The organism is Pseudomonas sp. 1912-s, assembly GCF_029269205.1.
GTDB lineage: Bacteria > Pseudomonadota > Gammaproteobacteria > Pseudomonadales > Pseudomonadaceae > Aquipseudomonas.
The window spans coordinates 77796-100373 of sequence record NZ_JARIXR010000011.1 but is presented as its reverse complement, the minus strand read 5'-3'; the positions used below and the strand labels follow the sequence as shown (position 1 = coordinate 100373).

18 protein-coding genes are annotated in these 22578 nt (G+C 62.3%); 1 reads left to right on the top strand and 17 read right to left on the bottom strand.

The genetic code is table 11. The annotated features are described in order from the left end of the window. Positions 1 to 18 precede the first annotated feature (18 nt). The 4 genes from urtD to urtA all read right to left on the bottom strand — a co-directional run bounded on the left by urtD (position 19) and on the right by urtA (position 4864). Positions 19 to 852, bottom strand: a complete 834-nt coding sequence (gene urtD, locus P3C29_RS16305; RefSeq protein WP_275964945.1) for an urea ABC transporter ATP-binding protein UrtD — start codon at positions 850 to 852, stop codon at positions 19 to 21. Between the two features lie 23 nt (positions 853 to 875). After that, positions 876 to 1955, bottom strand: coding sequence for an urea ABC transporter permease subunit UrtC (urtC, locus tag P3C29_RS16300; RefSeq protein WP_275964925.1), 1080 nt, complete (start codon positions 1953 to 1955; stop codon positions 876 to 878). Next, entirely contained in the window at positions 1955 to 3457 is a 1503-nt protein-coding gene (urtB, locus tag P3C29_RS16295) for an urea ABC transporter permease subunit UrtB (protein ID WP_010173967.1), read from the bottom strand. Before urtB ends, urtC begins: the two co-directional genes overlap by 1 nt. Before the next feature lie 141 nt (positions 3458 to 3598). After that, entirely contained in the window at positions 3599 to 4864 is a 1266-nt protein-coding gene (gene urtA / locus P3C29_RS16290) for an urea ABC transporter substrate-binding protein (RefSeq protein ID WP_201126042.1), read from the bottom strand. A gap of 268 nt (positions 4865 to 5132) precedes the next feature. Here urtA and P3C29_RS16285 point away from each other — a divergent pair, with 268 nt between their 5' ends. Then, a complete protein-coding gene (locus P3C29_RS16285) occupies positions 5133 to 9704 on the top strand; it encodes a DUF4329 domain-containing protein (RefSeq protein WP_275964924.1) in 4572 nt (1523 codons plus the stop codon). Between the two features lie 15 nt (positions 9705 to 9719). Here P3C29_RS16285 and P3C29_RS16280 read toward each other — a convergent pair whose 3' ends face one another. The 13 genes from P3C29_RS16280 to cbiE form a co-directional block, all read right to left on the bottom strand. Next, positions 9720 to 10730: an iron ABC transporter permease gene (locus P3C29_RS16280; RefSeq protein ID WP_010173972.1), complete on the bottom strand. Its 1011-nt coding sequence runs from the start codon at positions 10728 to 10730 to the stop codon at positions 9720 to 9722. Next, entirely contained in the window at positions 10727 to 11674 is a 948-nt protein-coding gene (locus tag P3C29_RS16275; RefSeq protein ID WP_201126043.1) for an ABC transporter substrate-binding protein, read from the bottom strand. The genes P3C29_RS16280 and P3C29_RS16275 overlap by 4 nt, the downstream gene beginning before the upstream one ends. Next, the gene (locus P3C29_RS16270) at positions 11671 to 12459 is read right to left on the bottom strand and encodes an ABC transporter ATP-binding protein (RefSeq protein ID WP_010173977.1); all 789 of its coding nucleotides are present in this window, start codon (positions 12457 to 12459) and stop codon (positions 11671 to 11673) included. Before P3C29_RS16270 ends, P3C29_RS16275 begins: the two co-directional genes overlap by 4 nt. Positions 12460 to 12469: 10 nt before the next feature. Next, positions 12470 to 14578 (bottom strand): TonB-dependent receptor, encoded by a 2109-nt coding sequence (locus tag P3C29_RS16265; protein ID WP_275964923.1) that lies wholly within the window; start codon positions 14576 to 14578, stop codon positions 12470 to 12472. 152 nt (positions 14579 to 14730) lie between these two features. Then, complete coding sequence (locus P3C29_RS16260; RefSeq protein ID WP_275964922.1) at positions 14731 to 16113, bottom strand: PepSY domain-containing protein; 1383 nt, start codon at positions 16111 to 16113, stop codon at positions 14731 to 14733. A gap of 118 nt (positions 16114 to 16231) precedes the next feature. After that, complete coding sequence (locus P3C29_RS16255) at positions 16232 to 18304, bottom strand: TonB-dependent copper receptor (RefSeq protein ID WP_275964921.1); 2073 nt, start codon at positions 18302 to 18304, stop codon at positions 16232 to 16234. A gap of 93 nt (positions 18305 to 18397) precedes the next feature. Continuing rightward, on the bottom strand, positions 18398 to 18769 hold the full coding sequence (locus P3C29_RS16250) for a DUF2946 domain-containing protein (RefSeq protein WP_010173985.1): 372 nt from the start codon (positions 18767 to 18769) through the stop codon (positions 18398 to 18400). A 64-nt stretch (positions 18770 to 18833) separates the two neighbouring features. Continuing rightward, positions 18834 to 19316 carry a copper chaperone PCu(A)C gene (locus tag P3C29_RS16245; protein ID WP_010173988.1) on the bottom strand — a complete coding sequence of 161 codons (483 nt, stop codon included), beginning with the start codon at positions 19314 to 19316 and terminating at the stop codon, positions 18834 to 18836. A gap of 46 nt (positions 19317 to 19362) precedes the next feature. Beyond that, positions 19363 to 19758 carry a DUF2946 domain-containing protein gene (locus P3C29_RS16240; RefSeq protein WP_010173990.1) on the bottom strand — a complete coding sequence of 132 codons (396 nt, stop codon included), beginning with the start codon at positions 19756 to 19758 and terminating at the stop codon, positions 19363 to 19365. Between the two features lie 102 nt (positions 19759 to 19860). Beyond that, positions 19861 to 20184 carry a transcriptional regulator gene (locus P3C29_RS16235; protein ID WP_046485680.1) on the bottom strand — a complete coding sequence of 108 codons (324 nt, stop codon included), beginning with the start codon at positions 20182 to 20184 and terminating at the stop codon, positions 19861 to 19863. A gap of 5 nt (positions 20185 to 20189) precedes the next feature. Then, positions 20190 to 20522 carry a type II toxin-antitoxin system RelE/ParE family toxin gene (locus P3C29_RS16230; protein ID WP_201126046.1) on the bottom strand — a complete coding sequence of 111 codons (333 nt, stop codon included), beginning with the start codon at positions 20520 to 20522 and terminating at the stop codon, positions 20190 to 20192. Positions 20523 to 20578: 56 nt separating this feature from the next. Beyond that, positions 20579 to 21304, bottom strand: coding sequence for a cobalt-precorrin-6A reductase (locus P3C29_RS16225; protein WP_275964920.1), 726 nt, complete (start codon positions 21302 to 21304; stop codon positions 20579 to 20581). Further along, the gene (cbiE, locus tag P3C29_RS16220; RefSeq protein ID WP_275964919.1) at positions 21301 to 22506 is read right to left on the bottom strand and encodes a precorrin-6y C5,15-methyltransferase (decarboxylating) subunit CbiE; all 1206 of its coding nucleotides are present in this window, start codon (positions 22504 to 22506) and stop codon (positions 21301 to 21303) included. Before cbiE ends, P3C29_RS16225 begins: the two co-directional genes overlap by 4 nt. Positions 22507 to 22578: the final 72 nt, after the last annotated feature.

Below are 22578 nucleotides of genomic sequence, written 5' to 3'. Positions count from 1 at the left end.
CAGCTCCCACATAAAGCATCAGCGACCGAGGTAAACCTCGATCACCCGCTCATTTTCCTGCACCTGTTCCAGCGACCCTTCCGCCAGCACGCTGCCCTGGTGCAACACCGTCACGTGGTCGGCAATCGAACCGACAAACCCCATGTCGTGCTCCACCACCATCAGCGAATGCTTGCCTGCCAGGCGCTTGAACAGCTCGGCGGTGAATTCGGTTTCGGCGTCGGTCATGCCCGCCACCGGTTCGTCCAGCAGCAACAGTTGCGGGTCTTGCATCAGCAGCATGCCGATTTCCAGGAACTGCTTCTGGCCGTGGGACAGCAAGCCGGCGGGGCGATTGACTGAGGCCGTCAGGCGGATGGTCTCGAGGACTTCGCTGATGCGGTCTTTCTGTTCACCGCTCAGGCGCGCCCGCAGGCTGGCCCATACGGACTTGTCGGTCTTCTGCGCCAGCTCGAGGTTCTCGAACACGCTCAAGGCTTCGAACACCGTGGGTTTCTGGAACTTGCGCCCGATGCCGGCCTGGGCGATCTGCACTTCGCTCATGCTGGTCAGGTCCAGGGTTTCGCCGAACCAGGCCTTGCCGTGGCTGGGCCGGGTCTTGCCGGTGATCACGTCCATCAGCGTGGTCTTGCCCGCGCCGTTGGGGCCGATGATGCAGCGCAATTCGCCGACACCGATGTACAGGTTCAGGTCGTTCAACGCCTTGAAGCCGTCGAAGCTGACGCTGATGTCTTCCAGGGTCAGGATCGTGCCGTGGCGGGTGTTCAGGCCTTTGCCTGCCGCCTGGCCGAGGCCGATGGCATCGCGGGCACTGCCCTGGTCTTTGTTCGGTTCGAGGATGGGTTCGAGCATGAATTCGGCCGTCGCTGTGATTCTCATTGGTCGCCCCTTTTCTTCAGCAGGCCGATCACGCCCTTGGGCAAATACAGGGTGACGATGATGAACAGCGCCCCGAGGAAGAACAGCCAGTACTCAGGAAAGGCCACGGTGAACCAGCTCTTCATGCCGTTGACCACACCGGCGCCCAGCAACGGGCCAATCAGGGTTCCGCGTCCGCCCAGAGCCACCCACACAGCGGCCTCGATGGAGTTGGTTGGCGACATTTCGCTGGGGTTGATAATGCCCACTTGCGGCACATACAACGCCCCCGCCAAACCGCACAACACCGCGCTCAACACCCACACAAACAGCTTGAAGCCGCGTGGGTCGTAACCGCAGAACATCAGGCGGTTTTCCGCATCCCGCAGCGCGGTCAGCACCCGGCCGAACTTGCTCTGGGCCAGGCGCCAGCCGATGTACAGGCTCGCCACCAACAGCGCCACGGTGGCCACAAACAACGCCGCCCGGGTGCCCGGTTCGGTGATGCCAAACCCGAGGATGCTGCGGAAATTGGTAAAGCCGTTATTGCCGCCAAACCCGGTCTCGTTGCGAAAGAACAACAGCATCCCGGCAAACGTCAGGGCCTGGGTCATGATCGAGAAATACACGCCCTTGATCCGCGAGCGAAAGGCGAAGAAACCGAACACCAGCGCCAGCAATCCCGGCGCCAACACCACCAGGCACATGGCCCAGAGGAAGTGGCTGGTGCCGGTCCAGTACCACGGCAGTTCGGTCCACGACAAAAACGTCATGAACGCCGGCAATTCATCACCGGAGGCCTGGCGCATCAGGTACATGCCCATCGCGTAACCGCCCAGCGCAAAGAACAGGCCGTGGCCGAGGGACAACATCCCGGCATAACCCCACACCAAATCCAGCGCCAGGGCGACGATGGCGTAACACAGGATCTTGCCCACCAGCGTCAGGGTGTAGGCGGAAACGTGCAGCGGATTTTCCGGTGACAGCAGCGAGAACAATGGCAACGCCAGCAGCAGGATCAGCACCACTGCACCGACCGCGACGGTCACCTTGGGGCCGGCCTTTTGCGAGGCTGTGAGCATCAATGGCTGGTTCATCAGTCGATCACCCGTCCTTTCAGTGCGAAGAGTCCCTGCGGGCGTTTCTGGATAAACAGAATGATCAGCGCGAGGATCAGGATCTTGCCGAGCACGGCACCGATCTGCGGTTCGAGAATCTTGTTGGCGATACCCAAGCCAAAGGCCGCCATGACGCTGCCGGCCAACTGGCCGACACCGCCGAGCACCACCACCAGGAACGAGTCGATGATGTAGCTCTGGCCGAGGTCCGGGCCGACGTTGCCGATCTGGCTCAGGGCTACGCCGCCCAAGCCTGCGATGCCGGAGCCGAGGCCAAAGGCGAGCATGTCCACGCGCCCGGTGGGCACGCCGCAGCAGGCCGCCATGTTGCGGTTCTGGGTCACGGCCCGTACGTTCAGGCCCAGGCGTGTCTTGTTCAGCAGCAGCCAGGTCAGCACCACCACGAACAGCGCGAAGGCGATGATCACGATGCGGTTGTACGGCAGCACCAGGTTGGGCAACACCTGAATCCCGCCGGACAGCCATTCCGGGTTGGCCACTTCAACGTTCTGCGCACCGAACACCAGGCGCACCAGCTGGATCAGCATCAGGCTGATGCCCCAGGTGGCGAGCAGGGTTTCCAGAGGGCGACCGTAGAGGTGACGAATCACCGTGCGTTCCAGGGCCATGCCGATGGCGGCGGTGACAAAAAACGCCACCGGCAGCGCGATCAGCGGGTAGAACTCGATGGCCTGGGGCACGTAGCGCTGCATCAGCAACTGCACCACGTAGGTGGAGTAGGCGCCGAGCATCAGCATTTCGCCGTGGGCCATGTTGATCACCCCGAGCAGGCCGAACGTGATCGCCAGGCCGAGCGCGGCCAGCAGCAGGATCGAACCCAGGGACATGCCGCTGAAGGCCTGGCCGAGGATCTCGCCCACCATCAGCTTGCGCTTGACCTGGGCCAGGCTGGTTTCGGCGGCGGTGTGCACGGCGGCGTCGGCTTCGACACCGGGGGCGAGCAAGGCCTCCAGGCGAGTGCGGGCCAGCGGGTCGCCGGTACCGCCGAGCAAGCGCACAGCGGCGAGGCGCACGGCCGGGTCGGCGTCCACTAATTGCAGGTTGGCCAGGGCGAGGCTCAGGGCCACGTGCACGTCGTCGTTGGTTTCGCCGGCGAGTTGCTGGTCGAGGAATTTCAGCTGCGCAGGTGTAGCGCTTTTTTGCAGGGTTTGCGCGGCGGCGAGGCGCACCTTGGGGTCGGCGGCGAGCAGTGCCTGGCTCGCTTGTACGTTGTCGATCAGGCCGCGCAGGCGGTTGTTCAGGCGTACGGTTTTGGCTTCACCGTTGACGGTGATCTGGCCTTGTTGCAGGGCGTCCACCAGCTCGATGCGTGCCGGGTCGGGCTGGGCGGCCCAGTCCTGGAGCAGCTTGGCTTGTTGCATCGGGTTGGCGGCAAGGAAGTCTTCGGCGTCGCTGGCGTGTGCGGCGAAGGGCAGCAATAGCAGGACGGCGAGGATGAAGCGGTGGAGGGCAGTGGGCATATTCTTGGGCCTTGCTCGAACAAATGTGGGAGCTGGCTTGCCTGCGATAGCGGTGCATCAGACATACCGAGGTGTCCGCATCGCAGGCAAGCCAGCTCCCACAGGGTTTGTGTCAGCTCTCAGGTGCCGACACCCCTTGGTTCAGTTGCTCTTGACGGCGTAATCCGGCTTCTTGTCATTCCCCGGAATGTACGGGCTCCACGGCTGGGCACGGATCGGCTCCTGGGTCTGCCACACCACCGAGAACTGCCCGTCGGACTGGATCTCACCGATCATCACCGGCTTGTGCAGGTGGTGGTTGGTCTTGTCCATGGTCAGGGTGAAACCCGACGGCGCGGCAAAGGTCTGCCCGGCCATGGCTTCACGCACTTTGTCGACGTCGGTGGACTTGGCTTTCTCCACCGCCTGCGCCCACATATGGATGCCCACGTAGGTGGCTTCCATCGGGTCGTTGGTCACGGCTTTGTCCGCGCCCGGCAGGTTGTGGGCCTTGGCGTAGGCTTTCCAGTCGGCCACGAATTTCTTGTTCACCGGGTTCTCCACCGACTGGAAGTAGTTCCAGGCCGCGAGGTTGCCCACCAGTGGCTTGGTGTCGATGCCGCGCAGTTCTTCTTCGCCCACGGAGAAGGCGACGACCGGCACGTCGGTGGCTTTCAGGCCCTGGTTGGCCAGTTCTTTATAGAACGGTACGTTGGAGTCGCCGTTCACGGTGGAGATCACCGCGGTCTTGCCGCCGGCCGAGAATTTTTTGATGTTGGCCACGATGGTCTGGTAATCGCTGTGGCCGAACGGGGTGTAGACCTCTTCGATGTCTTTATCCGCTACGCCTTTGGAGTGCAGGAACGAACGCAAAATCTTGTTGGTGGTGCGCGGGTACACGTAGTCGGTGCCCAGCAGGAAGAAACGCTTGGCGCCGCCGCCTTCTTCGCTCATCAGGTATTCCACGGCCGGGATCGCCTGCTGGTTCGGCGCCGCACCGGTATAGAACACGTTGGGCGACATCTCTTCGCCTTCGTATTGCACCGGGTAGAACAGCAAACCGTTGAGCTCTTCGAACACCGGCAGTACTGATTTGCGCGACACCGAGGTCCAGCAACCGAACACCACGGCGACCTTGTCCTGGGTCAGCAACTGCCGGCCTTTTTCAGCGAACAGCGGCCAGTTGGAAGCCGGGTCGACCACCACCGGTTCGAGCATCTTGCCGTTCACACCACCCTTGGCGTTGATCTCGTCGATGGTCATCAGCGCCATGTCTTTCAGCGAGGTCTCGGAGATCGCCATGGTCCCGGACAGCGAGTGCAGGATGCCGACCTTGATGGTCTCGGCGGCCTGTACGGTCCAGGTCAAGCCCATCGCGGCGATGGATGCCGACAGTGTGAAAGCCTTGATCAAGCTGCGACGCTTCATGGTGCGATCTCCAGGAACTCAATGTTGTTATGAGGGCGTTGCACAGGCTTTTGCAAAGGCTGTGCCGAGGAGGGAGATCGCCTGTTTATGAGGGTTTTGGGCGCCACTTTGTGGGGCGGCGCACCAAGTCGAAGCCTTGGGCAGCGGTCGTGCACGACGGCGCACCTTAACGGTGCTGCACGCTAATTACCTACCGCTTGGGCACAGGCAGGTGTGGCGAGAATGCCAGCCAACTGAAAAGACACATCCGCCTGACAAGGAGTTTTTCATGGCTATCAGACTATCGCGGCAACAACGTGCGGCCGCTTCAAACCGGGGCGCCACACGCCTGCCTCCAGTGAGTCCGGCATTTTTAAAAGAGGAGGACGCGGCTTACTGGGCTCACCTGCAAATCGGCACGCGCCGGGAGCGCGAGTACGGCGGTGTGATCCTTCGGGATGCGACGGGCAAGTACTTTGCCACCGAACCGCTGCCCGGCGACGACATGCAGTTCAATTTGCTCAAGGTCCTGGCGCTCAGCGCCGAAGGTTACTACCAGCAGCCCAAGGGCTACACCTGTGTGGCCAGCTACCATTCGCACCCGGCGCAACATGCCCTCATCCAGGCGCGGAATCCTTCATTTGATGCACGGATGGTGAAAGCTTTCCTGGGGTTTTTCTCGGGCTCGGATTTTACTCATGACGTTGATGATAGGGAGTTCTTCCCGGCCGCGTATCTCTCCGGCCCCGATGGCTCGCTGATTCGCTACGCGCCCAGCGGTTCGTATCAAGAGCACCGCTTCGCCCTGTGGATCCGGGACGGAAAAAGACCGGATGATCCCGTCGGGGTATACGGCTCATTCGATCAACTGGTGAAAAAAATCTCCACGCTGGGCGAACTCAGCCTGATCGTGCCGACCGCCTTGTGGGGCGGCGACGCAGGCAAGGTGCCGGCGGACTGGGTGGTGTTCGAACCCTTCATCTCCAAGGCGCTGACGCCACCGCTCTGCACCTCGATATTCACCCGTGCTGAAGACGCGGTGAAGGCCGCACAGGTTGAATCGGCGGTGAACTCATTTGGTTTTGTCCTCAAGCAGGCAGGTGAGGAGCGCTACGTCGCGACCTTTCCCAGCGCACGGAGCCAGCCGTTGTTCTCACCCACTGGGGTTTTTCCGAAGAAGGCCGACAACGAGTGGGCGTTACCCGCCAACCATGCCATTGAGGCCATCTACGTTCGTGCCTCCCCTTCGGAAACCGAAGTCAGCGCCAGGGAAGGCTGGTTGTATTCCACCTTTGTGACCCCGGCGCAGATGATGTCCGCCATCAACCAGGCGCGTGCGACCCGGATCAATCAGGAGCCGGGCCTTGGGCTGGGGCTTTACGCGCAGGTCGCGGATGGCGCACTGCTCAAGATCAAGGTGCCACACGCCAGTGCGGCGGGTGACCTGGTCAACCAGAGTCCTGACGGCGTACTCGACGACAATGGCGCCCAAGCGGCGCTGGCGGACGGTACCCTGAGCCCGAGGGACTATGTGCGTCGAGTAATTGCCGTCACCGAGTTGTCAGTGGTGCAGCCAGGCGCACTGTGGCGCGATGTGGGGCCGGTGGATACACGCTCCGCGTTGCTGACCTCGTTGCACGCCATGAGTTGGAACGGCTCATTTCTCTCGGCCACCGATGCAGCGGTGTACGCCCATGAACAGATCGGCAATCGTCGGGACCGTTACTACGGCGGTTATATTCTCAAGGGTGAAGACGGGCGTTTTATCGCCACCCGGCCAGTGGAAAGCCCGACCAATCCGTTTGACGGCACACTGTTTTTCCCGGTGGATGCCCAGGGCCCGCTGATTCCTCCGCCGAACTATGAGTTGCACGGGCGTTACGGCTCCCATCCAGCGCTGTCGATGGTAGACCCTGCCTGGGTCGAGCAGCGTCGCTGGTCGCGAGAAGAGGCGTTGATCAATCTGCAGGTGTTTTCCCCCGAGGAAGCACGCTCGGTCATCGCATCGCAGCAAACGGCATATCTGTCGGGTGGGCAAGACGTGTTGTTGTCCTATACACCCGGCAGCACCTCCAGAATTGAGCCGTTCGCCATCGACGCGCTCAAGCCTGCCCAGTGGGTTGCCCGGCTGGCTGAAAGCGGCGATTTGAGAGTGATCGACGGCAACCCTTTATGGGGGCCACGCGCGAAAGTTCAGCGCAATTGGGTGCCACATTTCAACTACGCCCGCCGATTCGGCCCGCCCGACTACACCACTTACGGGGCGGTATTTACCACGGCCGATCTGGCTGCGCGAAATCTGCATGCGCGGGTGCATGGGCGCAACCTGGCGTTACAGGACTGTTTTGCGTTTGTGCTCAAACACCAGGACAAGCAGCAGTTCATTGCCACTGAGGTGGTTTGTATTGATGGGGTTAACACCCTGTTCAAACTCAATAGTCTGTTTGCCGCGACCGGCGGCGGTGACTACCGGTTTCCCAATGGCTTTGTGCTGCACAGCCTGTTTCGCTCGCAACAATGGAAGCCAACGGGCTTGAACACGGCAATCGACTGGCTGACGGCTTATTTCGTGAGGCCGAATGTGCTGTACGTCGCCCTCTACGACTCGGTGCGCAGGGGGCGCAAATACAACACCGGCAGCAACCTGCCGGTGTACTTTTCCAACCTTGAGGGCGCGCTGCTGCGGTACGTACCGTCACCTATTACCATCGGCATTGGTGGGCCGGTGGACGCCGAATTTGAAGAGAGCGAGGCATTGCTGGCGTCCGGTCAGACACAGGCACTGGACTTTGTCAGGACCTGGGCGCAACGCGGGCAACTTCATGTGGTGCGCACCAGCCCATGTTGGGACAAATTGGGTGCGGTGAGTGGTACCTGGTCGGGCTACGAGAACATTACGCGACGGCGTTTGAGCCCGGAGTTTGCCAGCCCCGATGACGCCGTGCGCCATGTCGCGGCGCTGGTCGGTGATGGCCGTCGTCGTATCTATGGCGGGGTGGTCCTCAGGTTGCGCAATGGTCTGTTTGCGGCGACCGAGCCGTTGGCGGTGCCTCCACGGGGCTTCACCATCGACTGGATTTACCCTGGGCAAATCGTTGCCAAGGGCCTTTATCCGACGGGCAGTACGATTGTCGCGCGATACTCATCGCTGGTGGAGCAGGAGGTGCCGATCCTGTTGTCAGCCACCGAAAAAGCCATCTACACCGGCATGATCCCCACGGCGGTGTTGTCGACCCTGTTGCACCGCGAGGCGCACATCAAGCGTGAATATGTCTTGGGTTTTCACGGTTCTATCCTCAGTTACCAGCTGTCGAATTCCGTCCTTGAAGAGGCCCTCAAAAACAAGCTGGCGGCGCGCAACCTGGTCCGGGGGGACTGCGCAGACAACCAAATCGAACAGCAGATTCGTGAAGGCACACTGCGGCCGTTGGACTTTGTGACTCAGGTCGCGAAGGCGGGCAGTTTGCGCGTGATTGAGGGCAGTGTGTTGTGGGGGCCTGGACGTCCGGTCAGGGATGAATTCATAGCCAATATCTTCCCCACGCCCCCGCTGTTGATCCGTGCAACCCAGGCCGACCCGCCCTGCAGCCCGATATTTACCCGTGCCTTCGATGCGGTGCGTCATGTTCAACTGCTGTACAAACCGACTGCCCAACTGGCGTTTGGTTACGTACTCAAGGCTATCAAGCAGCCGCTGTACATGGCCACCTTGCCACTGGTGAGGGACAGTTACGCCCGGCTTGCACAAGTGTTTGTCGGCGGCCAGTTGCCCCAGGGGTACCGGATCGAGGGTTTGTACTTGTGCGCCCACAACGAGGCGATCAGCGAACCTGGTGATGACATGGTCTACAGCTTCTTCGGGCCGCAGGAGATCGCCAATGCACTGAACTTCGTCAAGAGCTCGGCCAACGGGCGTGTGCCCCCGCTGTATCTGCTCTGCGCCGACGGTGCATTGCTCAGCTATCAGCTGACGGCAACGGATGCGGTATATGGTTTGGTCAATGAGGCGCACAGCGTCAGTACGCGGCTGCTCGAAGGTTCCATGCGCGTGCAGGACTACGTTCTCGACCTGGCCACCAAGGGCGACCTGTATATCCGGTTGACGAGCCGGATTTGGGGTCGCCAGGAACCGGTCACCGCGCAATGGCGTTCCGAGAGGAAACCACACAGCATCAGCGACAATCCGCATCTCCATTCATTTTGCGGCCCGCTGTTTACCCATGCCGATGATGCCGCCCGGTCTGCCCGGGATCGCGTGGGACCTTTCTCGGGGAAAGACTATCTGGGCGCCGTTCTGGTGCCTCCCCTGACACCAGGCTATGTCGCGCTCGACCCGGTGCAAGACGTGAATGTAGTCGACGAGAACCGCACGACCCTGGACATGTTGTTCTGGTCCGATCACGGAGGGCTGTACCTGCCCCCCTCGCATTCGCTTCATCCGTACGTGATCGCCGCAGTGCAGGCGTTCTACAAAGTCATCCCGTCGACATCAAGCAAAGCGGCAATCGACCAGAGCCTGCTGGACAATTTCGTCGCCGTTCAGGATTTGCGACGCTATGTAGCGGTGCTGCAGCGTAATTCGCCGGGGGGCGAAAGTTGCTATCTGACATGCCGGGGAGGCGCGTTGCTCAAATACGTCCCGAGCTTTTCGACCCAGGAGATTGCGCTGCTTAGCCCCAGCTTGCAGCCGTCTCCCAGCGAGTTGGTCGGGCGCCTGAGGGTGTTCGGCAACCTCTCCGTGCTCGACACCGACGCGTTCTGGACCCACCGTGGCGCGGTGGGTGAGGAGTGGCAAGCCGACGAGCTGCAAGGGTCGGGCGACGATGACATGGAGTTTGGGCGGGATCGAGATGAGCTTTGAAGGCTGCGCCGGTGTTTAACGCTTGCGCATCAAGCCGATAAAAAACAGCCCGCCGATGGCCGCCGTGGCCACACCGATGGGCAGGTCTTCGGGGGCGATCATCGTGCGGGCGGCCACATCGACCCACACCAGGAACACGCTGCCCAGCAGTACGCACACCGGCAGTAATCGGCGATGCTCGGCGCCCACAAGACGCCGGGCAATGTGCGGCACCATCAGCCCGACAAAGCCGATGGAGCCGCTGATGGACACCAGCACACCGGTCATCAGCGAGGCGATCAAAAACACCTTGAGCCGCACGTTGCGCGCGTTCAGGCCCAGGGTCACGGCAGTCTGTTCACCGGCCATCAGCGCGTTCAACGGACGCGCCATGCCCAGCAGCAACACCAGCCCCAGCAACACCGTGGCGAAGGGAATTGCCAGCAACTCCCAGCGCGCCAGGCCGAGGCCGCCGAGCATCCAGAACATCACCGCCGACGCCGCACGATGGTCACCCATGAACAGCAGCAAGTTGGCCACCGCCATCATCACGAACGACACCGCCACGCCGCACAGCAGCAACCGGTCGCTTTCCAGCCGACCGTTGCGACTGGCCACCGCCAGCACCACGATCATGCTCAACAAGGCACCGATAAACGCCGCGATAGGCAGGGTCAACAGGCCGATGACTTCGCCCACATGCAGCACCACAATCACCGCGCCCAGGGTGGCGCCGGAGGTCACGCCCAGCAGATGCGGGTCCGCCAGCGGGTTGCGTGTGACGGCCTGCAACACCGCACCAATCAACGCCAGCCCGGCGCCCACCAAGGCCCCGAGCAACATGCGCGGCACGCGGATCAGCCACACGATGTGTTCCTGCCCTGCGCTCCAGTCCACCTCGCCAAGGCCGAAGGCTTTGTGCAGCAAAATTCGCCACACCACGTCCACCGGCACCCGCGCCGAGCCGAACCCCAGCGAGACCACGCACGAGATCAGCAACAACGCGCCAAGGGCACTCAGCAGCAGGGCGTAGCGACGGGTGATCATTCGCCGTGGAACCCCTTGGCCAGGGTTTCAACCGCCAGCACGTTGTCGATGCCCGGCGTGGCCTGCACGTAGGGAATCACGATAAAGCGTTGGTTCTTGATGGCGTCCACCGATTGCAGGGCCGGGTTGTTCAGCAGGAACTGCTCTTTTTGGTCCGCGGTGATTTCGCTGTAGTCGACGATCACGATGACCTGCGGGTTGCGCTCCACCACGGTTTCCCAGTTGACGCGGGTCCAGCTGGCGTCCACGTCGTCGAGGATATTGCGCCCACCGGCGGCGTCGATCAGCGCCTGGGGCATGCCCAGACGGCCGGAGGTCATGGCGCGGTCTTCACCGCTGTCGTAGAGGAATACCCGAGGCTTTTCGGCCGGCAGAGTTTTCTGCACGTCGGCGACCTGCGCCTGCATCTGCGCGATCAGTGCGTTGGCGCGGTCCTGTACGTCGAAGATCTTGCCCAGGTTGCGCAGGTCGTTGTAGGTGTCTTCCAGGGTGGCGGCCGGGCGCTTCATCACAAAGGCGCAGGACTCGGTCAGCTCATAGACGTTGATGCCCAGCGGTTGCAGGGTTTGCGGGGTGAGGTCGCCACCGACGCGCATGCCGTAGTCCCAGCCGGCGAAGAAGAAGTCGACGTTGGCATTCAGCAGGGTTTCCACCGACGGGTATTTGCTCGCCAGTTCCGGCAGGCCGTCGAGGATCTGCGCCATTTCCGGGGTTACCGACTTCCAGCCGGTGACGCCGCTGTAGCCGGCCATGTGCGACTTGAGGCCCAGGGCGAGCATCATCTGGGTCATGTTGATGTCGTGGCTGACCGCGTGTTTCGGCGCCTCGGCGAAGCTCACTTCGCGGTTGCAGCTCTGGATTTTCAGCGGGTAACGGGTCGCTTCGGCGAACGCCTGGGAAGTGCCGAGCAGCAAAACGAGAGACAGCAGGGAGCGCAGGATCATGGTTGGGTTATCCAGGTAATTCGGGGGTAGCCGGACAAGGGATGGGTGTCGATCAATGCTTCAACGCCGAACACCTCGCGCAGCAGTTCGGCGGTCAGCACTGCGTGAGGCGTACCGCTGGCGACGATGCGCCCGTGGTTGATCACGTACAGGCGATCACAGAACGCGGCGGCCAGGTTCAGGTCGTGGATGCTGGCGAGGGTGCCGATGTTCAGGCGCTTGACCAGTTGCAGCAATTGCAACTGGTAGCGCGGGTCGAGGTGGTTGGTCGGTTCGTCGAGGATCAGCAGTTGCGGTTGCTGGGCCAGGGCGCGGGCGAGGATCACCCGCTGCTTTTCACCGCCCGAGAGGGTGGCGAAGGCGTGGTCTTCAAAGCCCAGCAGGCCGACGTTATCCAAGGCCTGGCGGATCAGGTTGCGGTCTTCAACCGTGTCGCTGTCGAACAGGCCCTTGTGAGGTGTGCGGCCCATGGCGACCACTTCATCCACCCGCAGGCCGAACGCGTCGGGAAACTCCTGGAGCACCACGGCGATACGTTGCGCGCACCACTTCGAGGATTGCTTCCACACGTTCTGGTGTTCCAGCAGCACCTCACCCTCGGCCGGTTTGCTGAACCGATAGGCGCAACGCAGCAGGCTGGTCTTGCCGCTGCCGTTGGGGCCGATCAGCCCGACAAATTCACCGGCGCTCACGTGCAGGCTGGCGTCACGCAGTTGGAACTGGTGATGACAGTGCTCGTGGCCTGGTGGGGTCCAGGCGAGGTCGGTGAGATTGAGTGAGGTCATGCCGTTCTCATTAGAAGGTGTAGTCCGCCGTCACAAAGAACGACCTGGGCTCGCCAAGAATCCATTGCTGGCCGTCATTGTATTGGCTGACGGCGTAGGTGCGGTCGAACAGGTTATTCAATTGCAGGCCCAATGTCGTGTTGCGCATGGCTTTCCATGACACGGTGGCGTCCACCACGGTGTAGCTCGGCACTTCGCTGGTGTTGGCGGTGTTGGCGAAACGCGCGTCGACATAACGCACGCCGGCACCCGCGCGGATGTCGTCGGTCACCGCTTTGCTCAGCCACAGGTTGGCGGTGCGGCGCGGCACGTCGGTGGGGCGGTTGCCGTCGCGGGACACGGCCTGGCCGTTGACCACTTCGGAGAAGTCGTCGTACTGCGCCCGCACGATGGCGGCGTTGGCTTGCAACTGCCAGGCGTTTGGCAGTTGCAGGTCGAGGCTGGCTTCCAGGCCGTTGGAGGATTGCTGGCCCACTTGTTCTTTCAAGTCGGTGCCGGGAATGCTGACCAACAGTTTCTTTTTGACGATGTGGTAGGCCGCCAGGGTCCATTCGCCGCGCGAGTCCCAGAACGCTTGCTTGAGGCCGATCTCGGTCTGTTTGGCGGTGGACAGGCCGAAATTCTGCTGGCTCGGGCTCAGGGTGATCAGGCTGCCGACGCCGTCGGTGCTGGTGGCGTACTGGCCGTACACCGAGGTGTCCGGGGTGATGGCGTAGACCAGGCCGGCTTTCCAGTTGTTGCCGGTGAGGGTTTTGTTGGAGTCGTTGTGGTCCTGTGTCAGGTCTTCACGATCAATGTGCAGGTAATCGCGGCGCACACCGGTGATCAGCGACAGCTTGTCGGTCAGTTGCAGGCGGTTTTCGGCGAAGGCCGCCAACTGCCTGGTGGTGCTCACGGACTGCGGAATGAACGGGTCGGCACTTTCAAACGGCTGCGGCACCGGGTGCAGGATGTCCACCGGCTGGCCGGCATTCGTAACGTCATCGAACGGCGAGTTGCTGGCCAGGCGGAAGCGAATGCGGTTGTACTCGACACCTGTCACGGTCTGGCTGTCGAGGCCGAACAGGGCGTGCTTGAAGGTGAAGGTCTGGCGGTCGCCGACCTGTTCCTGATTGTGCTTGATGCCCAGGTAGCTCTGGCGCACCAGCCCGCCGTCGACAGCGTTGTAGCTCTCGGCGTTCTGCCAGCGGCGCTGGTTTTTCAGGTACGACAGTTCGTTGGTGGCCGTGACGTTATCGTTGATCTGCCACTCGCTGGTCAGGCGCGTCCACTGGTCGTTGTAGTGCTGGATATCGTTGCTGACGTTGTAGTTCTTGTCCCGCAGGCCCTTGTGCAACTGGCCGTTGATCAATGGCGTGCCGTAGTCGTTTTGCGGGGTCTGGTCGCCGTAGTCAGTGGCCAGGGTGAAGCTCAGGTTGTCGGCTGCCTGCCAGCGCAGGGCGCCGCTGACGAAGTCGCTGCCGGACTCGCCACGGTCGATGAAACCGTTGCTGCGCAGCCGGTTGATGTTCAGGCGGTAGCTCAGGGTGTCGGTCAGCGAGCCGCCGCTGTCGAGGGCTTGTTGCTGGCGATCATAAGAACCGTAGCCCAGGCGGATATGGTTTTCGATCTCGCCTTCGAAGGGCTTCTTCGGGATCGTGTTGATCACCGCACCGGTGGCGCCCTGGCCGTACATCACCGAGGCCGGGCCGCGCAGCACGTCCACACGCTCCACGGACCAGGTGTCGACCGGGAAGGTAGACGTGCCCGCGCCATCGAACATGCGGGCGCCGTCGTACAGTTGCAGCACCGAACTCTGGCCGGTGAACCCGCGTGCCGACAACGAGGTACCGCCGTCGCCCGGGGTGCCGGTGCGGCTGATGCCGGTGGCGCGGGAAATAGCGTCCTGCACCGTGGCATCGCCCCGTGCGCGGATTTGCTCGCCGGTCTGGCTTTCAACGCTGCCAGGGGTTTGCAGGGCTGTAAGGTTCAGGCGCGAACCTGCGGTGGTCGGGGTGTTCAGGTCGACGCGCTCGTCATCGACCGCCGGCGCGGAGACGGCACTGGCGGGAAGAGTCAGGGCCTGGGCGCTGTTTTGCAGGGCGAGCAGGCACAGGCCGGACGCAAGGTACTTGTTCATCGGACGATAAATCGCTTCTTCGAGGCGGTACTCGCCGCAGGGCGCGGCGAGTCGGAAAATACACTAAGTGTTACAACATAACACTTCGCATGGCGTGGGCGAAAGCCCGCGCAAGACTACATAACGCCTCTAAGCAGGGCATCTCGCCTGCTTCATGCTGAACCTGAGGCAGATTCACGTTGGCCAAACACGCGTGAAAGTACCAGCCGGTCCAACGCCCAGACCACGATCAACGAGGCGCCCACCAGCGGAAAGACAATCGCCAGCCCGAGCATGATCACCATCGCGGTTTTCCATTTCGGCAGGTCGTGACGCAACGGCGGAACGCCCAGCCCGCCCTGTGGACGACGCTTCCACCAGATCACCACACCGCTGACGGCACTGAGCAGGATCATCAGGCAAATCAGCAGCACGATGATCTGGTTGACCGGCCCGAACATCTTGCCTTCATGCAGCATCACGCCCATTTCGGTGGCGCGGGCCACACCGTTGTACTGCTCCCAGCGCACATCGGCGAGGACCTTGCCGGTGTATTGATCCACATGCAGGGTGGCGTCGTTGCGCGGGTCGTTGGCGAACACCGCGACGGTGAATACGCCTTCGGCGGTGGTGGGGAAGGTGATGCTGTAGCCGGGCTCGACCTTGCGCGACTGAGCGAGGTCTACCACCTGTTGCAGGCGGATGCCCGGGGCGGCGGGGCCGTGGCTCATGCCGGCGTGGTTCATGTGCTCGGCGTGGTCGCCGGACATCGGCATCGGCGTGTTTTCCATGGCCCACGGCACGGTCTGTTGGCTCGCTGTGTTGAGGCTGCGGGCCTGTTGGTCGGACTGCGGAACGTTGTTCCACATCGCCGCCGGAAATTTATTCCACAGCTCGGCGTATTGCTTGCCCCAGAAGCCGGTCCAGGTCATGCCACTGAGCAGCATCACCAGCAGAAAGGCCGCGCCCCAGAAGCCTGCGACCGCGTGCAAATCGCGCCAGAACAAACGGCCTCGACTGCCCAGCCGGGGCCACAGAATGCCCGCCGCCGACGTGCCTCGCGGCCACCACAGATACAGCCCCGAAATCACCAGCATCACGCCCCAGCCGGCGGCGAGTTCCACCAGGCGATCGCCGACGGTGCCGATCATCAATTCGCCATGCAACGCACGGGCGATGGCTTGCAGATTGTTCTTCGCGTCTTGCTCACCGAGTACGGTGCCGCGATACGGGTCGACGAATACGGTCACTTCTTGCCCGTCGTTGCGCATCACAAACTGCGCGCTGCTGGTGGCGTCGGCAGGCGGCAGGTATTTGCTGATCTTGCCTTGTGGGTAGGCGGCCTGGGCGCGTTGCAGTTGCTCGTCGGCACTCAATGCGTGCTCGGCGCTTTGCACGGTCAGCAGGTGGCCGTACATCAGCGGGTCGAGCTGGGGTTTGAACAGGTAGATGATGCCGGTCAGGGCCAGCAGCACCATGAACGGCGCGACAAACAGCCCGGCGTAGAAATGCCAGCGCCAGGCCAGGTTGTAGAAGGAAATCTTTGGTGGGTTCATCAGGGGTTGCTCCGCAAAGGCTTGGAATTTTTGTGTTATCGAGGCCGCCATCGCAGGCAAGCCCGCTCCCACAGGGGAATGCATTTCAACTGTGGGAGCCGGCTTGCCTGCGACGCTCTTAGAAACTCATGTCCACCTTGGTCCAGAGTGTGCGCCCCGGTTCCTTGATGGCTTGCGGGTCATTGGCCGGGTAGCCGAACCCGGCATTGCCGGCCAGGTTCAAGTGCTCGGCGTACGCCTTGCCGAACAGGTTGTCGACGCCCGTGCTGACCTTGAAGTTTTTGTTGATGCGATACGCCGCGTTCAGCGAGAACACGCCAAACCCCGAGCTCTTGTCGAAGTCCTTGCCGACCACGTTGCCCTTGTTCTGGTCGATGCGGTTTTGCGCCGCGACCACCCGCCACAAGGCACCGGCGCTCCAGTCGTCCTGGCTGTAGGTGAGCCCGAAGCGTGCATCCAGTGGCGGGATCTGTGGCAGCGGTTTGCCGTCGCTGGTGTTCTTGCCCCAGGCGTAGGCGAAGGTGGCGTCGGCTTTCCAATGTGAGGTCAGCTTGTACGCCGCACCCAATTCACCGCCCATGATTCGCGCATCCACATTCCGCGCCTGGGAGGTGGTGCCCATCATTCCCGGCTGGTAGTCGAACAGGATGAAGTCCCGCACCTGGCCGACGTAGCCCGAGGCCCAGGCGTCGAGGTCGGCGGACTTGTATTGCACGCCGAAATCCAGCTGGGTGGTTTTCTCGGGCTTCACGCCGTCGAAGGCATTCACCGCTCCGGCTGCCCCGGTGTCGGGGGAAAACAGTTCCCAGTAATCCGGAAAACGCTCCGAGTGCCCAAGCCCTGCGTACAGGGTAGTGGGGCTGTCGGCCAGGTCGTGCTCGTAGCGCACAAAGCCCGATGGCAGCGTATCGGCGCGGGTGTTGCCGGCGGTGGGGTTGGGGCTGCTCATCATCCCGGAGCTGAGGGTTTGCCGGAAATCCTTGGCCGAAGCACGGTCGACGCGGGCGCCGGTGATCAGGCGGTCGCGGTCGGCGGCGTACCAGGTCAGTTCGCCGAACACGCCGTAGTTGTGGAAGTTGGCGTCCTTGCTGCGGGGCAGGTCCTTGTAGGTGTCGATGCCCATGGCGCTGCGTTCGCGGTGCTCGTTGGTTTGCGCATCCAGGCCGCTGATCAACTGCACATCGGTCCAGCGCCAGGTGGCCTTGATGCGTGCGCCGAGGGTGCGGCGGTCGACGTTGGCTGCCATGGGCCCGGCCATCATCCCGGTGCCCGACGGGACGCGCAGGGTGTAGTTGTCCATCACGTGGTCTGCGTAGTTGTAGTAGACCTGCGCCTCGACCTTGTCCAGCACTTCGCCGATGTTGGATTTCTCGAAGCGCAGCCCGAGGCTTTCGCGCAAGAACTGCGAGCCGTCCATGCCGCGCCCGGCATAACGGGCCTCGCCATCGCCACGGCCGGCGGTGAGTTCCAGCAGGGTGTCGGCGTCCGGGGTCCAGCCCACGGCCACGTCGCCGTTCCACTTGTCGTAGCGCGAGGCGACGGTGTCGTTGTTGCCGTCCTTGTAGTCATCGGCGTGGGCCTGGTTGCCGATCACCCGCACATACCCCAACGGCCCGCCGGCGGCCGCATCGACGACTTTATCGAAGCGCCCGTTGGAGCCCGCCAGGATGCTCGCGTTGACCCGCGTACCCAGCTCGCCGAACTGCTCGGGCTCGCGCTCGAACAGGATCGTGCCCGCCGAAGCGCCCGGGCCCCAGAGCACGGTTTGCGGGCCCTTGATCACCGTTAGCTTGTCGTAGGTTTCCGGCGAGATATAGGAGGTGGGCGCGTCCATCCGCCCCGGGCACGCACCGAGCATCATGCTGCCGTTGGTGAGGATATTCAGGCGCGAGCCGAACATGCCCCGAAGCACCGGGTCGCCATTGGTGCCGCCGTTGCGCACCAGGGCGAAGCCGGGGATGGTCTTGAGGTAGTCGCCGCCGTCGCTGGCGGGCACCGGTTGGCGCGGGTCCTTGGGGTTGGTGACGACGGTCAGGGGGGAGCTTGGGGCGATCGCGGTGATCACCGTCGGGCTCAGTTCATTGTGGTCGGCGTGCTCGTCGGCATGGGCCTGTGGAACCAGCAGCGCGCCGCATAGAACGGCGAACACGGGAGTGCATCCCAAACGGGTGTCAGCAGAAAACCTGGACATGAAAAATTCCATCATTCATTCGTAAACAACACGGCCAGCAGCCTGCGGCTGTCTGTCTAAAGTCGGCCGGGGTGAAGTAACGGTGTGAAGGGCTTACGCGATGATGGGCGGGGCGCGGCTGCGGGCGCCGGGGAACACGGTTTGCCGGGCATGGCCCAGGCGTGGGGCGGGGGTGAGGGCATTGGCGGGCGGCGGGCTGCCGAGGGTGACAAACGACACGCTGCCAGGCAGCGCCGGGCAACTGAAGAGCAAGCTGCAATAGCCGCACTTTTCCCAAAGCACATGGTGCTCGTCGGGGGCCTTGTGGTGGTCGGTGGCAGGCTTGGCGTCGCCATGGCAGCTCGGGGCGTCCATGGACATTGCCATCGACATACCGGCGTGATGATCCATCGGCATCGCTTGGGAAATCAGCGGACCGATAAAGATCATCAGCATGGCGAACAGGCTGATCCAGCTGCCGCGCATAAGGCTCATTGGCTTACGGCGGTGTGGGGACAACCTGGCGCGTGGGGCGCCCACGAAGGTTTATCTACTGGGCGTGCATGTGCTCGTGACTGGCCATGGGCGGTTGCTTCTGCACTGACACTTCCACCTTCACGGGTCCTGCTTTCTCGAAGTTCAGGGTCAGCGGGAAATGCTGGCCGTCGCGCAATACGCTGCGGTCCTTCAGGTCCAGCAGCATCACGTGGTAGGCCATGGGCGCGAACGTCAGGTCACCTTTGGCCGGCACCGCGACGCTGGCCACCTGCTGCATCTTCATCAGATCGCCCTGCATCACATGCTCATGCAGCTCGGCCTTGGCGGCCACGGGCGTGTCGACGCTGAGCAGGCGATCCGCATGCTCGCCCTGGTTATGAATCACGAAATACGCCGCGACGGTCGGCGCGTTGGGCGGCAGCTCCTGGGACCAGGGTTCGCTGACCACCAGTTCGCCGACCTTGAAGTCTTCGGCATTGGCAGCAGCACACACCGGCAGCAACAACGCAGCCAGAAGCAGGGAAGATTTAAGCATGGCAGTTCTCCAGAACGGTTCTAAACGCAGTTCACTTGCGAAGAAATCAGACCGTTGGAGAGGCGCGGGGGTTAAGGCTCGGCCATTGCTGGCGCGGGGCAGGGGATTGCAATGACGGCGGCGGCAGGTCTTGCACCGCATCGAATCGTGCGAAATACAGCGTGGGCGAATGCCCCGGCAGCGCCACCAACGGCGCCGAGCCCGAGCAGCACCAGCAATGCTGCATGGTGGAGTGATCGTCCTGCTGCGGTGCCGGAATTTCCAGCTTGCCCAGGGCAATGGCCGTCAGCTTGGTGGCATTGGAGGAGCAGAAACTGCCCCACAGCAATTGCTTGACCGGGTCGTCCGCCTGCTGCATCGCACTCGCCAGCGGCATGGCAAACGCATTGAACAGCACTGCAAGGCAGGCTATCCAGGCAATTGCAAAGCGTTGACGGGCCATGGCGGACAATCCGTAGGGTTAATCGATCAGGTGGGTATTTAGCCTGATCGTGGGGGATAAGTAAAAAGGGGCGGTGTGGTTTGGTGTCGCAGTGCGATCACATTATGCCGTAGGGACGCCGTGGACCTGCATATCGACACCTAGCGCTTTCCGAATCACTGCGAATATTGCAGCCAGGTTATCCATACTGGGGTTACCACTGGCTGACAGCATTCGATGCAGGCTTTTACTAGGTTTTGCTGTCTCTTTCGCGAGCCCTTCAAAGCCCACTGTCGCATTGACCAAGTCACGGAGAATTACCCGTGAGATTTCCGGTTCGCCATTGAGAAACAGCGTAGCAGCCTCATCCAGGAGTGCTTGGGCAAATTCAGGGTCGCGTTGAGCACGTTCGGCAATGGTGTGTTTGTAACTGCGGGTTAGCGCCATGCTGACTACCTCTTTTGTTCCGATTTCTTGCCACGCTGATGCTCATTGATCAGCGATTTCACTACTTTGATATCGCGTTTTTGACTCGATTTATCGCCACCGCCGAACAGGATGATTAATCGGTGGCCTTCTTGTATCAGATAGATTCGAAGGCCTGGCCCCCAGTTAATACGGTATTCGCCGAATCCCTCGAACCATTTGATGTTGCTGGTGTTACCCCGTTCAAGCCGCACCAGCGCAGTTGAAACTTTGGTTGCTGCCGCTACATTCAAGGATGAAAACCACTCATCGAACGGGCTGATTTGGTTATCGCGTCGATATTCTTCAATCTCAATCATTGGCCGTCCTGAAGGTAACAAATAGGTTACTAATCAAGCAAGCGAGCGATCCTGACTTATCGAATGAAATTTGCCAACGCCATGAGTGTTTCCTTGAGCGACAAGAGTTCCCGGTCCACCGCCGCCAACACCGGCCGCTTCAACACCAACACCGGCACCCCACGCTCCCGTGCCACTTCCAGCTTCGGCTCGGTAGCCGTGCTGCCGCTGTTCTTGCTGATCAGCACATCAATCTGCCGCCGCTCAAACAACGCCCGCTCATCCTCGATCAAAAATGGCCCGCGCGCGCCAATCACTTCGCAGCGTTGATTGCCGGGGTACACGTCCAGTGCGCGCAGCGTCCAGAACTGCTCGGCGGGGATTTCATCGAGGTGCTGCAACGGTTCGCGGCCAAGGGTGAACAGTGGTCGCTTGAATGGCTTGAGGGCTTCGATCAACTCGGCCCAGTCACTCACCTCGCGCCAGTCATCACCGGCCTGTGGCTGCCATGCCGGGCGGCGCAGGGCCCAGCAGGCTACGCCGCACAAACCCGCAGCACGGGCAGCATTGGCGCTGATCTGCGCGGCATACGGATGGGTCGCATCCAGCACCAGTTCGATGCCTTCATCGCGAATGAACTGCGCCAGGCCTTCAGCACCGCCGTACCCGCCAACCCGCACCTGACAGGTGAGATCGGTAGGCACCCGCCCCACACCCGCCAAGCTATAGATATGCTCCGGGCCCAACGTGCGGGCGATGGCCAGGGCTTCCGTCACGCCGCCCAATAGCAGGATGCGTTTCATAGCGGCTTGATCACTTCCAGCAAGGTGATCGGCAGTGCCTGGCGCCAGGTATCGAAATCCCCCAGCGGCTGGGCCTGGGCCACATGAATGCGGGTCAGCTCGCCGCCGTGTTGTTCGCGCCAGGCCATCAGGGTCATTTCGCTTTGCAGGGTCACGGCGTTGGCCACCAGCCGGCCGCCGGGGCGCAGGTGGTGCCAGCAGGTGTCGAGCACGCCGTCGCGGGTCACGCCGCCGCCGATGAAGATCGCGTTCGGCGCTTCCAGGCCCGCGAGTGCATGGGGCGCGGTGCCGCGAATCAGTTGCAGGCCGGGGACGCCAAGGGCATCGCGGTTGTGTTCGATCAGCACTTGCCGGCCTTCGTCGGCCTCGATGGCCAGCGCGCGGCAACTGGGATGAGCACGCATCCATTCGATCCCGATGGAGCCGCTGCCCGCGCCCACGTCCCACAGCAGTTCGCCGGGCATTGGCGCGAGGCGGGCGAGGGTCATGGCGCGCACGTCGCGCTTGGTCAGTTGGCCGTCATGCTTGAAGGCCGAGTCCGGCAGCCCTGCCAGGCGTGACAGGCGCGGTGTGTGGGCGTCGGCCATGCAGTCGATGGCCACCAGATTCAACGCGGCAATCGGCTCGCCAGGCCAATCCCGGGCGATGCTATCGATGCGCCGCTCATCCGGCCCGCCGAGGTGTTCAAACACGCTCAGGCGACTGGCGCCAAACCCGCGCTCGGCCAACTGCGCCGCGATAGCCGCCGGGCTCTGGCCGTCATTGCTCAGCACCAGCAAACGCACGCCGGTAGCGAGGTGAGCATTCAGCGCCGCCAATGGCCGGGCAACCACCGACAGCGTCACTACTTCCTGCAACGGCCAGCCCAACCGCGCTGCCGCCAGGGACACAGAAGAGGGCGCCGGCAAAATCAATAGCTCGTTGGCTGGAATCTGCCGAGCCAGGCTCGCACCCACGCCATAGAACATGGGGTCGCCGCTGGCCAGCACGCACACCGCCTCACCTCGGCGCGCCAGCACCGGCTCCAGGGAAAACGGGCTGGGCCACAACTCGCGCTCGCCACGGATACACACCGGCAACAGGTCCAACTGACGTTGGCCGCCTACAATTATCGAGGCGCGCAACATGGCATGCCGGGCGTTTCTGCCCAGGCCCTTGAAGCCGTCTTCACCGATGCCTACTACCGTCAGCCAGGGCGACATATGAATTCCTTGAACGACATCCGACGGGCAGGCTTTTCATGCCGCCGGACAAAGCAGGCATAATACCGCGCC